Source organism: Paenibacillus sp. FSL H3-0329, assembly GCF_037963285.1.
GTDB lineage: Bacteria > Bacillota > Bacilli > Paenibacillales > Paenibacillaceae > Paenibacillus_AQ > Paenibacillus_AQ odorifer.
In genome coordinates, this window is record NZ_CP150150.1 from 4,434,256 (window position 1) to 4,448,062 (window position 13,807).

The following is a 13,807-nucleotide window of genomic DNA, read 5'->3' on the forward strand; positions in this document are numbered from 1 at the left end:
ACCATGTAGGATAAATTCGATAATCTATTTATTGTATCACAAACAAAAAACCATAATACGTCCTCTCGCATTATGGTTAACTTGCTTTTATTAATTTTACACTTCTTAGTTCGTATCGGAAGCTAACAAAGAGCAAATCTCCGCATCTACAAATCTACCTTTTTCAAAAAAAGATTCGCGTAACAACCCCTCATACTTAAAGCCCGCTTTCAAAAGCGACTTCTTGGAGGCAATATTAGCCGGATCATAAAACGCCTCAATTCGATGGAGCTTCATATGCTCAAAGCCATACGCAATAATAGCTGTCAGAACTTCCGTCATCACACCCTGCCACCAATAAAGTGGAGATAATTCATACCCAATCTCTGCTTTGAAATTTCTGTGCGCCCAGTTATGATATCCGCATGAACCAATCATTATATTATCCTCACGCCTGGCTATTCCCCAGCGAATGCTTTGTTTGCCTTTGAAACGTTCATCCCATCTTTCGATAAGGTTGATCGCTTGCTGTATATCGGTGAAGCTATCCAGATCATAATACTGGGTCACTTCATCTTTTGAAAAATAATCATATATTTCTTTAGCATCATCCAGTGTAATTCTTCTCAAAATAAAGCGGTCAGTTTCGAGCACCGGAAATACTTCAATGTTATCATTCATATTTTCCTTAAGTCTCCTCTCATTTCTCTAGTAGTACAGTTCGTCGTGGAAAGTGAAACTTCCTTTAGGATATAATGTATTTATAAACTAGTGATTTTTTTCACCTTGTAATCATTTGTTCATATTGCGTTCTTAATTGCTTGATACACTTCAATCATAACGATAACTACAAAGGAGATATTCTTATGAAAAAATTGTATTACACGTCTTTTTTCTATGCAATTCTTGGTTTGATAGCCGGAGTGGCCTATCGCGAAATTACTAAAATGAATGATTTCACAGGAGATACTATATTAGTTGCGCTTCACACCCACATTCTAATCTTAGGATTCTTTTTCTTTATTATTGCTATGATCTTAGATAAGTTATTTAATATCCATGAGGCTAAATCTTTTGGTGCATGGTACATTGTCTATAACATTGGTCTTCTAATCACGATTGGTGCAATGGCTACACGTGGAATGCTGCAAATTAACGGCAGTGATATTAGCTTCCTGCCCCATATTGCGGGGCTTGGTCACGCCATTGTTGGGGCTGGAATCATCTGGCTGCTTGTGCTACTCGGTAAACGAATTAAATAATACAGAAAGAGCCGCCAGGATCACTGATAAGCTCCCATCATAGTAGACAGTAGAAAAAACAAAAACTTCTACTGCTACAATGATGGGAGTTTTTCTAATGTCTAATAGAAGTCCAACATCTTTAAAAGTAAAATTACATGTCGTAGGGCTGTGCCTTGAGCACAAGTCAAATCCAAACTATGAGGCAAAGCAGCTAGGTCTTAGTTCACACACAGTTAGAGAATGGATTAGGAAATATAAAGCAGATGGTTTGGACGGGTTGAGGGAATCGAGAACATGGAAATCATACCCAAAGGAATTGAAGCTTGCTGCTGTTAACGAAGTGTTGTCTGGTCGTTGCTCCGTTGAAGAGGTGACAAACAAGCATTATATTTCAAGCAGAAGTGTTTTGACAAAATGGATTACCAAGTATACTAATGAGATAGAATTGAAACCTACACATACAGGAAAAGGACTATCTCATATGAACCAAGGACGTAAAACAACTTTCGAAGAACGCATTGAAATTGCACAATATACCATCGCTAATGGATTGGATTATCAGAAAGCGATTGAAAAGTACGGAGTATCTTATCAGCAAGTTTACGCATGGGTCCGGAAATATCAAGTTGGCCGCGAGGAGGCTCTTCAGGACAATCGCGGTCGCAAAAAGCCTGTAGAAGAACTAGATGAGCATGACCGCCTTAAACTACGGATTAAAGAGCTAGAAGCGCGAAATGAATACCTAGAGATGGAGAATGACTTCGCAAAAAAGTTGGCGGAGATCAAGCGACGAAATACACGCTAACCCTCGTTCGACAAGTAAACTTGTATCAAGCGATTCAAGAACTGAACAAAGAAAAAGGTCACGCAATTACGAAGTTGTGTGCGTTAGCTGGGGTTGCTCGATCTGCCTATTACAAGTGGTTAAAATGGAAACCCTCTTGCATAGAACTTGAAACTCGTGCGTTAGCGAAAGAAGTAAAGCTACGATATGACAAGCGAAAAGGGATTCTTGGCTATCGTCAAATGCGCACGCAATTAAACCGAAAGCTCAAAAAGAAGTACAACAAAAAGCGTTATTACCGAATCATGTGTGCTCTTGGGCTTAAAGCGGTCATTCGCAGAAAACGAGCAAGTTATGTGAAAGCTACGGAGATCCATGTAGCTGAAAATGTAATGAACCGTAACTTTGATGCCAATTCTCCTAATTCAAAATGGTGTACAGATGTGACTGAACTGAAGTACGGGAATGGGCGCAAAGCCTATTTGAGCGCTATTATTGATGTCTATGATAATTCCATTGTCTCATGGGTATTAAGCCATTCTAACAACAATAAACTCGTGATGGATACGTTGAAGAGGGCTTACGCAAAGAATCCTGGCGTATCCCCTCTTTTACAAAGCGACAGAGGCTTCCAGTACACGTCTCATGAGTACAACCGACTTCATATAAAATACGGATTTAAGAAAAGCATGTCTCGTGTGAGTCGGTGTTTGGACAACCAACCTATTGAGCGTTTTTGGGGTACATACAAGTCAGAAAGCTATTATCTTACAAAGTATGACACCTATGATGATGTCCTTACAGAGGTTAGCAAATATATTCACTACTACAATAATTACCGCTACACAGAGTGTTTGGATGGCTTGTCACCTAGCGAATACCGACGAGCTGCATAACGAAGATACCTCAGTTCTGGCAATACGAACTGAGGTATCTAAACTAACTATTTTTGTTTTTTACACTGTCCACTTGACAGGGAGCACTTCACACTCCAGCGGCTCTTTTAAATATCCCCTGCTTTCCGTTACGGAGCAATCCCCCATACGAGAGCATCACTTTGATAAAGTGTCACTTTATCCCAGTTAGTATAAGCAGTTTTAGTAGCATCAAAGGAGTAGTCATTGGCTTCGTTAAAATTAGTCCAATCGGATTTATATATTCTGAGCTGAATATCTCCGGACTGGCCTCCAGCTGGAATGGAACCAGCTGCAGAAGTAAACGAAAGTTCAACGTAAGTGTCTGCATTCGTGCCTGTGTAGTCTGCAAAGGCGACTTGAATATTATTGTTGCCAACTTGTGCCCAGTCAATTGCGCTGTTTAACGTCTGATTACTATCTTTAGTGAAATAATAACGGATTTTAAGATCGCTTAAGTTCACTGCGGCTGTGCCGTTATTTTTAATATTAAAATAAGGTTTGATCTGATTGTCTGTCGCATTAGTATCTCCCGCCCGATACTGCAACGTCAGACTAGTTGCTGCCGGAACTTGTGGAACAGCACTCGCTTGTGCCGAATTCACACTCTCTCCCGCACTATTGGTTGCGCTTACAACATAGTAATAGGTTGTTCCGTTCGTTAAGCCCGTGTTGATGTAGCTCGTTGCCGTTAGCCCTGTTGCTACAGTGGTGTACGGTCCTCCGCTTGTGGTTGCACTTTTCACAGTGTAACTCGTCGCACCACTGGATGCGCTCCAGCTCAGGCTCACTTTCGCATCTCCTGCTGTCGCTACCAAGTTAGTTGGTGCCACTGGAACAGTTGCCACCGCTGCTGGGATCGCACTTGCTTGTCCCGAATTCACACTCTCTCCTACACTATTGTTTGCGCTTACAACATAGTAATAGGTTGTTCCGTTCGTTAGGCCCGTGTTGGTGTAGCTCGTTGCCGTTAGCCCTGTCGCTACAGTAGTGTACGGTCCTCCGCTTGTGGTTGCACTTTTCACAGTGTAACTAGTCGCTCCACTGGATGCGCTCCAGCTCAGGCTTACTTTCGCCTCACCTGCTGTCGCTACCAAATTGGTTGGTGCCGCGGGAACAGTCGCCACTGCTGCTGGAGTCGCACTCGCTTGTGTAGAATCCACACTCTCTCCCACACTATTGGTTGCGCTTACAACATAGTAATAAGTTGTTCCGTTCGTTAAGGCGGTGTTGGAGTAGCTCGTAGCTGTTAATCCTGTCGCTACTGTGGTATACGGCCCTCCGCTTGTGGTCGCTCGTTTTACCGTGTAACTAGTCGCACCACTGGATGCGCTCCAGCTCAGGCTTACCTTTGCATCTTCCCCTGTCGCTACCAAGTTAGTGGGTGCCGCTGGAACTACAGTGCCCCCTCCGTTACTTAGAGGAATTACAGGGTAAGCATTCTGTACCAGCTGAACAAATTGATCATGGAACCAGTGACCTGATACAGGCGCATTAGGTAATGCACCGGTCAGTGTGCCGCTTGAGCTGGTATAAGTCGGATCACACATTCTGTCAAAGCCCTTGCCTTCATTATTTGGAATGGCACTGCTGGAACCATCAGATTCTCCCGGAGGTTTCACCCAGACAAATGCGTCCAAATGTGAGGCTGCATAACCTGCAGGGGCTGCTTGTGGAACTTCTCCAATTCCAGCGCCGCTGGCATTACACCAATTGCCGCGATGGAGACGTTTATCAATCCGACCGGAATCTGCATAAGCGTTAACGGTTGTTCCGCTTGCACTAGTCGGGCGATTAGGTCCACCCCACCCGTTACGGGAGGTATCAATAAGGAAGCCGATCGTGGAAGGCCAACCTTTTGCTACAAAACCTGAATACAAAGCTGCTGTGAAATCGGCTTCATCAAAATACGGATTCCATTCATAATAACTTGCGGAGCGAAGCTGCTGGCTGCCTATCGTAAGATTCGGATCTGGAAGATTAGGTTCTACTAGTGGAGTGGTATTGGCTGTATTCGTAATAAATCCATCGACACTAGCAAGTCCAGCTGTAGTGCCTGACACAACCGAAGTAAAGAGGTCGATAGCGGGGCCACGGTTAGTATCCCATCCGAGCCAGCCGGAGTGGCCAATATCCATGTAAGTATATACATTCGGAATGGCATGGAGAGCATTTAAAGTGTAACGCGTAGCATCACGGTAAATATTCGTGGAGTTAGCTTGAGCACACTGTGGTGTGCTGAGATTGGTGACTAGATTCGGAAGCGAGTCCGGCTCTACGATAGTCACTATACGAATGTCACTATATTTGGGCTTTGCAAAAATACTGGCGATTACGTCAACATAATCTGACTTATAGGTTGTAAGACCCGCAGCTGTCAGTGGCAGCTCGCCATTGGAGGCAAGAGCGTGGCAATCCCGCCCAGGCATGTCATAAATTACGAACGTGGCTGTAATCGGCGTATTGGGTTGCTTTTGCGCGAGTACGGCATCTAAAGTCTGTTCCAGACTTTTTCTACCTCCATTGTCCTCTCCGCCATAAATTGCAGCAATTCGATCCAGCCATACGGCTGTCGGATATTTTTTAATGGTCTCCATCTTGGAAACTAAAGTACTATCGGTAACCTGAGCAATAGAGGTATCAATCAGTGCGGCATAATCAGGATTTACATATGCTGTAGCTCCTACAAACGGATTGTCAACATGTGCCTCACTGGCATACGTGGTAGAAGGAGCATATCCGGTGATAACTAAAGCCATGATCGTAAGCAATAACAACATTTGCTTCCTTAGTGCTTTTGTCATTTATTATTCTCCTTTCGACAATTAAATAAATTCGTAAATAATTTATTAATAGCCACGCGATGCTACAATTGCAGTATTCACTCCTTTAAAGAATTGTCACCTCCTCTATGCCTTACCCGCACTCACCATCACCTCCTCTCAGTGGTAAAGATCAAACACGAGCCCAAATCCACCCCAACTATTTAACATAAATATAATTTTATTTAATTTATAGAAAATTATCCCTTTTCTTGAATACTACCATATCCTATTTTTAATTAGAAGATAGTAGATGAAATAAAAGTTTAATAATGAGACTAAAAGTATATTTGTTTATAAACTGGTAAATGATACAATGTGGATGTGATAAGGTATTTTGAATTTTAAGAACTTTTGATGTGCCGCTAACAAACCTTTAAGGAGTGAAAAAAATGTCTATCGATGTTTATCTTAATTTCAACGGGAATTGTCGTGACGCAGCAGAGTTTTACGCAGAGGTGTTTGGCACTGAACGTCCACAAATCATGACCTTTGGTGAAACACCACCCGATCCCAATTTCACTCTTCCTGAGGAAGCTAAAGATTTGGTTATGCACACCCGCTTGAATATCGAAGGCAGTAATGTAATGTTTTCTGATGTTTTTCCAGGCATGCCTTTTATCGAAGGAAACAATATTAGTCTTTCCGTAGTTAGTAAGGATTTAGATAACATAAAGAAATATTTCAATAAACTTCAAGAGGGCGGTAAAGTAGTTATGGAACTGCAAGAAACCTTCTGGAGCTCTTGTTATGGTAGTCTAAAAGATAAATTCGGCATCGATTGGCAATTCAATTATGATGATGGACGAATGAATATGTAAAAAAAACAACGAGTATGGAGTAACCTCCTGCTCGTTGTTTTTTGTCTTTTGCTTAGTCCATAATCAAATCGTACACACTAACCTTCCGAATTCGCCGGGCAACAAGCATAGACACCGCATAAGCGACTACTAGAATGGCTGCACACAATAGCAATACTTGTGGCAAACTAACCGCCAGTTGGACGTTATAAATCCCTAAACTCGAGAGCAATAGTACAAACGCAGAGTCCGAGAAAAAATAACCGCCTATACTCCCCAAAGCTACTCCCACCGAAATCACCGGAAACAGACTAAAGGTAATCTGCGTCATCAGATTAAAAGTGGTATAACCCATTCCTTTAAGAATGCCGAACTCACGCTTCCGCTTCAGAATCAAAGTCTTAATCACTAAATATAAAATCAGACTGACTACTATAATCGTCACCACAGTGATGACTGCTGTCATAGAAGATACTGCGGCAGTGAATGTACTGAGCGTACTATCAACCGTTTCTCGAATGTTAGTAATGTTCCATTTTCCGGGGAAACGTGCTTCCAGATCCTTCACAAAAGCTTGCGCATCTCCCCCCTCTTTCAGATACACATTGATGGACAGAGGGGTGTACTCCGGTTGAAGTCTTCTCATTCCATCACCGGTCATACTCGCCACCATTCCAAGTTGGCTAATCTGCTGGCTTAAGCCAGTGACCAAATAATTCTCCGTCACACCATTAAAAGTGATAGGTACCTCGTCCCCTATTTCTGTATTTTTCAACTTTGCAATAACACCGGAAATCACAATTTCATTATCATAAATAGGCTCTCGCCCTTTGTATATGGTTTGTGTCTCCAGCTTGCTATAATCGTCAGATACCCGGAGCATAAAGCTGGTATTTTTAATCGAAGCGACCATGCTATCCAATACATTCAACTTTTCAACCCCTGGCATGGCTTCTAATTCTGTAAACTTCCCCTGCTGTAGGTCACCGTTTTTCGGCAACAACAAAAAGTCGCTGCGTTCTATACCTACCAGTTTTATAACTGCTGAGGTGTCTCCCTTAAAGTTGAAATTCAATATAGAGCAAAAAATACTAGAAAAGGTTAATCCGGCAACGATCAATACGATCATCATATTCTGCTTCATTTGCCTTACTAAAGCTTTAAGGCTTAAGCTGAATTGCAGATTCATTCGGGATGTTTCGAGTGGAATTGGGTTCCTCTTAAAATTGTGAGTGAGGATTCCGCTCTGCAGAGCTGTAATTGGAGTAATGTTCCGAATTCGCCGGCTCGACAGATAGGTAACAAGTAGCACTAGTCCAGAGACAATAACCAAACTAAGTACTGCACTGACCCCTTCAAAGGATATTGGCCACAGAAGTCCGATTGAAGACGAAATCATATTCCCTACCAACGGCATAACCAGCCCAGATAACCCACCTCCCGGTATAGCTGCGATGATTGACACTGAGGTGAACTGTAGCAGAAGCGCGTTTTTAATCTGCCATGAAGTATAACCGTTGGCTTTTAAAATACCGATATTCGTCAAATTGTCTTCAATATGTCCCAATATTTGAAACCTGATGACAATAAGCGAGATTAGAACCATAATCAGGGCAAATACGATCAGAATGGCCGCTAAAAGATTAACAAAAACACGGTTCCCTTGGAGACCAACCTCTGCCCGCATGACTTGAAATTGATCCGTATTTCCTGAGGCAAAAATCCGCTCACTTAGCATTTGTTCCAGCTTTACATCCTTTGAAGGATCGGTTAAATCTGCTGATAGAAAGCTGTACTGAGCTTCTGTTTCAAGACGTTTCTCCAACTGCTTATAACCTTCATCATTCAAAAATACTTTTAAAGCTCCATTAGTTAACGTCCCTAGCAACGGCTCCTCAATAAAGCCACCTATGGTATAAGAGAATGGCTTATTATCGTATACAAAAGAAAAGGTATCGCCAAGGTTATACCCCGATCCAACATGGAACAAATAAGGCAAATAGATCATATCCGCATCCTTAGATCCTAGCGGAGTCGTTGTCTTGAATAGTCCCTTGGTCCGCGGTGTATCCATGTTAAGAATTATAAAAGCTACCGTAGTGTCCGTTTGTCCGTACTTCATTTTAGCGTCTGCTAACAGAATTGCTGCTTCATTCTCCCAGGTTTCTGTATATGAATAACTATCCACAAGCTCCTCATACTCTTCTAGATGATCATCTTTTGGGAAAAATGCACTTATTTCTGGAGTCCTTAATTCAGTCATTTTTTCTTGCTGAAAAGAATTTAGCTTTAAACTGACCGTAAGGCCAATGTTCAGCAGCAGCACAGCTATCATGATCAAAATGAAGAGTGTAAGCGTGGCGCTTTTTCTTTTACGAATATTTGACCAAGCTAGTTTTCCTATTAGGCTGCTCATCCCTACCACCCCAATTCGGTTAGAAAGGACTGTACTTGCTGCTGCCGTTCAGGTCCGTTATCTTCGCTATAAGGGGTAAGACGCAAATCACCAACGATGACTCCGTCCCGCAGATACAATATCCGATTACCACGCAACGCGGTTTTAAGATCATGTGTAACCATAATTATGCTTTGCCCTTGCCTATTCACCTCAGTGAGGACGCGCAATACACCTATTCCTGCTGAACTGTTTAACGCACCTGTCGGCTCATCAGCGAAAACCGCTTTTGGACTGTTGATCAATGCCCGGATAATACCCGCCCGCTGAGCTTCGCCACCTGAGATTTGCGCCGGAAACTTGCCCCAGACAGAGTCATCCAGACCTACATCTGAGAGTAGCTTTTTGGCTTTTTTCACAGCCCCTGCTCTATCCTTTTGTACAAGAAAAGCACTAGATAATACATTGTCGAGGACACTCATCGTATCCAGCAGATGAATCTGCTGAAACACGAACCCACAATTCTTCCGCCGGAATATCGCAAGCTGATCATTACTCATGGCTGTGATATCCTGACCTTCAAATAGAACCTCTCCAAGCGTTGGCTTATCCATACCCGAAATGGCATACAGCAGTGTTGATTTACCAGAACCAGAGCTGCCCATGATAATCGTGAAATCACCATGATATAAGGTCAGATCCAGATTTTTCAAAACATGCTGCTGAGTTCCTCCATGGGAGAAGGTTTTTCCAAGCTTATTAGTCTGCATCAGCACTTTATTATTCACTTCGCTCATGTTGAACACTCCATTTACATTCATGCTCATTAATTGCGCTAAAAGAAAATCATTGCTCTACGCGAAATATAATGGCTGCAATCACAAGCTCATTCGTAATTGCAACCTTATCGTACGTTAAATGTTCTTAACATGTCTTTGTGCAATCCTTAGCTAATTCTTAATTCTGTCCTGCTAAAGGAATTAGCAGTTTGACTGTAAATCCATCCTCCCGATTGGAGCACACAATGTCGCCTTGCATTTTTTGCATCATATAACGGGAAATGTACAGGCCTAGACCCGCACCATTCTGGCTCACGGCCAGACTGCCCCGAAAAAATTTATTAAATACTAAAGGCAGCTCCTCCTCCGGAACCCCGGGGCCATAATCCAGAATATCTACCTCCAGATAATGATCCGTAATCTCGAACCTAATATCAATAGGTGTGTCTATGTAGGCATATTTGTAGGAATTATTCACAACATTATCAATCACCTGCTGCAGCCGCAAGGAGTCCACCGTAATGATACAGTCAGGCACTGCTGCTGCTGAAATCCGTTCATAGAAATTTACATTATTTATAATTTGGATCAGCAGGTGGCTTTGCTCCTCCGTTAAACTGACTTTAAGTTCATTTAGTTCCTCTAAGGTCGAATGGAACATATCGGTCACCAGACGATCAATCTGATCCGCTTTGGAATACAAAGTGTTAAGCTGTCTGCTGGTCTTCTCATCCCTTGCGCTTAATAACATCAGTTCCGTAATCGCCTTTAACGAAGCAACTGGTGTTTTAATATCATGACTGAGACTAGCAACCAGTTCCTTTTTACTTTTATTCGCCAAATATTCGCTGTGTCTAGCCGCTGCAAGCTCTTCCCGCATCATATCAAAGCTTTCGGTAAAAGCACCAAACAGATGATTACGATCCATCTCCAGCGGAACTTCCAGATCACCTCTCGCGATATGCTTCGCGAATAGCTGCATTTTGCGAAATGGACGGAGAACCGATCGATTCAGGAACCAAATATAGAGAATGCCTAAAACCGTAAGCAGTAGCAGCATCACAATAGAAACTTGTATAAATTGTTTTTTCATATGTATAAAAATCGCACGGTAATCATTATTAATAATCACCTTACCCACCATCTTATCCTGAACAAAAACGTCCACTAGAGTATCCCGATTGTTGATGGCTTCGTTAACGGTAACGGAAATCGCATTTCCCGTCTGATATTTAAGTACTCCCGCGGTATCGATAATGGCAAATTCATAAGGACCTTCCTTGTACAGCTTCGGATCAAGCCTGTCCCAGTTCTGTTCCGTGAGCTTCACAATGGTATTGATAGCCACTCTATCTGTTCCTGTCTCCTCCTGCAAATTAAGAATTAGGAATGTGAGCGTTAAACTTGCGGCAAATATAGTAAGTAGAAGAGCCAACAGCAGTTTTTTAGTCATAACTATTTGTCCTCAAAAGCATAACCGATGCCCCATACTGTACGGATGTACTGAGGATCATTAGGATTCTGCTCAATCTTCTCGCGTAGATGGCGAATATGTACATTTAAGGTGCCATCCCCCGCAAAAACATCTCCCCATACCTCTGTAAATAACTCCTCTTTGGGAATTACCCTATTTTTATGCTGAATCAAATAGCTGAGCAGTTTATATTCCATCGTTTTCAGCTTGAGAGCTACGCCATTAAGGCTTGCCCTCCTAAGTTCAGGGTCTATCTGGATAGAGCCGGCTTGAAGGACCGCTGCCTCAGCTATAACTTCGTTATTGTGGCGTTTAAGCACTGCCTTCACTTTTGCGAGCAGCACTCTCAGGGTATACGGCTTATGAATATAGTCATCTCCTCCGATATCAAGAGCAATCAATACATCATCTTCACTGGAGCGGGCACTAATAAACAAGATAGGAATCCCCATCGTCTGACGCAGCTCTTTGCATAACTGGAAGCCGGATTCACCGCCTAAATTAATATCAAGCAGTAACATTGAGACTTGATGCTCACGCAAAAAGCTCCGGCAGGCAGCAGCGCTTGTAACAAACGCGGTTTGAACATCAAACAAATTAAAATATTCGCAGGTGCTCTCCGCAAGTTCAGTTTCATCATCAATAATTAAACAATCATATCTCATGGATTTCTCTCCGCTTCAACAGAATTTAGTATTATGTTAGAATATGCCTTTAAGGAGGGGTTACCTGTGGATAAACAATCCCAGCGTCTGGAGCAATATTTAGAAAAATACGAACAAAGCTGGCCACTGAGCGGCACAGTCTTAATAGCTCAGCATGGAGAAATCAAGCTACAAAAAGCATACGGATATGCGAATCTTGAACATCAGGTTCCGAACACTATAGATACCAAATTCCGGATCTGGTCATTAACCAAGTCATTCACTGGCATGGCAATTCTGATGCTAAAAGAACAAAAACGTCTGCGACTGGAAGATCCGATCCTTAAGTATCTTCCTGAACAGCATGCATTCGAGGGGATTACCGTCCTTCATCTGCTGGGACATACCTCGGGTATAGCCAACTACACTTCTCTACCCGAATATAATCAAAAATTAAATAAGCTGAAGCTGACTCCACTGGAGATGTTACAGCTATTTGTGAGTCAACCGCCTGCATTTATGCCTGGCACATCGTTTTCCTATAATAATTCAGGTTATTATTTATTAGGAATGATTATTGAGAAGATTACAGGCATGACATTTGAAGATTATATCACTACTTTTATATTACAGCCTCTTGGCATGGTAAATACAGGAGTTTATAACAATCAGCAAATCATTTCAAAATTAGCCTCACCTTATCATTCCTCATGGGGTGAGTATACTCAGGGTGAATACATAAATATGAGCTCTATCCTATCAGCGGGTGCTATGTATTCGACGGCTGCTGATCTTTTCCTGTGGGATCAAGCGTTATACTCCGATCAATTAGTATCCCACGATACTTTGGAGATGGCTTTTCATTCAAGTAATCTCAAATATCGTTTTGGTTGGTTTTTGGACGAACGTTATGATCGCAAAAGAATGTATCACGGCGGCGCTTATCGTGGCTTCCGAAGTGAAATGCACAGATATCCAGAAGAGCAGACGACCGTCATCATGTTGACCAATTATGATTGTGTCCCCATTACCAAGTTAACGGAATCTCTATCTGGATTAGTATTCGGTGAGCCTGTCGAGATGCCGATATTCCCGCAAGCCTTCCCACTTGATGATAGCATGTATGCTGAATATATGGGGACCTATGAGGGATTTGGCTGCAAAGCGAGCGTAGAGCGTAGGGGCCAGGACTATTATTTTGTCTGGAATGATGAAGAGGTTACACCGTTCTATCCTATCTCAGAAACAAGATTCCATCATACCAAGCATGACAGTGAATTTGAATTTAAACGGAATGAACAGGGTGAGCTTTCATTTCTGGGGATGAAAAAAAACAAACGAGTGCCGCATAAGCCATGAAATGGCTGCTGGGGCACCCGCCTTTTTTTTCAGCTAAAGCCTAAGCCTTGGCCAAAATAATAAATTGTGTGAGCATCACGATTACCGCTGAAGACACCCCCAGCGAATTAATGATTGTTAAAGCATTTGGATAACTTTCTTTCCGAAACTGTGAGAACAAAGATACCGTCCATAACACGCTGAAAAATAACGACGACAACCCAGATACAGCTTCACTATCAATTCGTCTGCTCCGGAGAAACAATCCGGCAAGGGTGGCGACAGTATAAACAATATATATTACTAGCTCTATCGATGTGATAACGATCGCCTCGCCGGCAGAGAACAAACGCATTAACAAGTATTGAAAACCTAAACAGATAAACACAAGCTGGTTAAAAGATAGTCTCTTCACTCTCATAGCTTAGCTCCTTTAGGATATATTTTCACAAAAGACAACGCTTACATTGTACTAGTGATTGAATATATCTTCTGTGACTTTCCATACCCTGCCAAATATTAGTCAGATAATATCCTCACATACAAAAAAGGAAGTACACTTTGCGAAAAAGATCCGCAAGGCATACTTCCTTTTTTTACGATTCGATTGTAGATTTAGACGGAATGGGACATC

Annotated in this window: 12 protein-coding genes; 5 read left to right on the forward strand and 7 right to left on the reverse strand. The window is 42.3% G+C overall.

Features of this window, described 5'->3' with window-relative positions:
• Window positions 1-105 precede the first annotated feature (105 nt).
• Window positions 106-660, reverse strand: a complete 555-nt coding sequence (locus tag NSQ66_RS19625) for a GNAT family protein (protein WP_038572346.1) — start codon at window positions 658-660, stop codon at window positions 106-108.
• A gap of 185 nt (window positions 661-845) precedes the next feature.
• Here NSQ66_RS19625 and NSQ66_RS19630 point away from each other — a divergent pair, with 185 nt between their 5' ends.
• The 3 genes from NSQ66_RS19630 (at window position 846) to NSQ66_RS19640 (ending at window position 2,903) form a co-directional block, all read left to right on the forward strand.
• Window positions 846-1,241 (forward strand): DUF2871 domain-containing protein, encoded by a 396-nt coding sequence (locus NSQ66_RS19630; protein WP_036689034.1) that lies wholly within the window; start codon window positions 846-848, stop codon window positions 1,239-1,241.
• Between the two features lie 97 nt (window positions 1,242-1,338).
• Window positions 1,339-2,028, forward strand: coding sequence for a helix-turn-helix domain-containing protein (locus NSQ66_RS19635; protein ID WP_036683516.1), 690 nt, complete (start codon window positions 1,339-1,341; stop codon window positions 2,026-2,028).
• Window positions 2,029-2,048: 20 nt separating this feature from the next.
• Window positions 2,049-2,903: an IS3 family transposase gene (locus NSQ66_RS19640; protein ID WP_081388102.1), complete on the forward strand. Its 855-nt coding sequence runs from the start codon at window positions 2,049-2,051 to the stop codon at window positions 2,901-2,903.
• Between the two features lie 128 nt (window positions 2,904-3,031).
• Here NSQ66_RS19640 and NSQ66_RS19645 read toward each other — a convergent pair whose 3' ends face one another.
• The gene (locus tag NSQ66_RS19645) at window positions 3,032-5,680 is read right to left on the reverse strand and encodes a glycoside hydrolase family 6 protein (protein WP_249267782.1); all 2,649 of its coding nucleotides are present in this window, start codon (window positions 5,678-5,680) and stop codon (window positions 3,032-3,034) included.
• 455 nt (window positions 5,681-6,135) lie between these two features.
• Here NSQ66_RS19645 and NSQ66_RS19650 point away from each other — a divergent pair, with 455 nt between their 5' ends.
• Entirely contained in the window at window positions 6,136-6,564 is a 429-nt protein-coding gene (locus NSQ66_RS19650) for a VOC family protein (protein ID WP_036685812.1), read from the forward strand.
• A 52-nt stretch (window positions 6,565-6,616) separates the two neighbouring features.
• Here NSQ66_RS19650 and NSQ66_RS19655 read toward each other — a convergent pair whose 3' ends face one another.
• From NSQ66_RS19655 to NSQ66_RS19670, 4 genes are all read right to left on the reverse strand, one after another.
• Window positions 6,617-8,959 (reverse strand): ABC transporter permease, encoded by a 2,343-nt coding sequence (locus tag NSQ66_RS19655; RefSeq protein WP_076142311.1) that lies wholly within the window; start codon window positions 8,957-8,959, stop codon window positions 6,617-6,619.
• A 2-nt stretch (window positions 8,960-8,961) separates the two neighbouring features.
• Window positions 8,962-9,735 carry an ABC transporter ATP-binding protein gene (locus tag NSQ66_RS19660; RefSeq protein WP_036685808.1) on the reverse strand — a complete coding sequence of 258 codons (774 nt, stop codon included), beginning with the start codon at window positions 9,733-9,735 and terminating at the stop codon, window positions 8,962-8,964.
• A 160-nt stretch (window positions 9,736-9,895) separates the two neighbouring features.
• Window positions 9,896-11,170: a HAMP domain-containing sensor histidine kinase gene (locus NSQ66_RS19665; protein WP_076142310.1), complete on the reverse strand. Its 1,275-nt coding sequence runs from the start codon at window positions 11,168-11,170 to the stop codon at window positions 9,896-9,898.
• Window positions 11,171-11,172: 2 nt separating this feature from the next.
• On the reverse strand, window positions 11,173-11,856 hold the full coding sequence (locus NSQ66_RS19670; RefSeq protein WP_038572354.1) for a response regulator transcription factor: 684 nt from the start codon (window positions 11,854-11,856) through the stop codon (window positions 11,173-11,175).
• Between the two features lie 66 nt (window positions 11,857-11,922).
• Between NSQ66_RS19670 and NSQ66_RS19675 the strand changes: the two genes are divergently transcribed.
• Window positions 11,923-13,194 carry a serine hydrolase domain-containing protein gene (locus tag NSQ66_RS19675; RefSeq protein ID WP_076142308.1) on the forward strand — a complete coding sequence of 424 codons (1,272 nt, stop codon included), beginning with the start codon at window positions 11,923-11,925 and terminating at the stop codon, window positions 13,192-13,194.
• A gap of 40 nt (window positions 13,195-13,234) precedes the next feature.
• On the opposite strand, the gene NSQ66_RS19680 is transcribed toward NSQ66_RS19675, so the two are convergent.
• On the reverse strand, window positions 13,235-13,594 hold the full coding sequence (locus tag NSQ66_RS19680; protein ID WP_036685802.1) for a hypothetical protein: 360 nt from the start codon (window positions 13,592-13,594) through the stop codon (window positions 13,235-13,237).
• Window positions 13,595-13,807 lie beyond the last annotated feature (213 nt).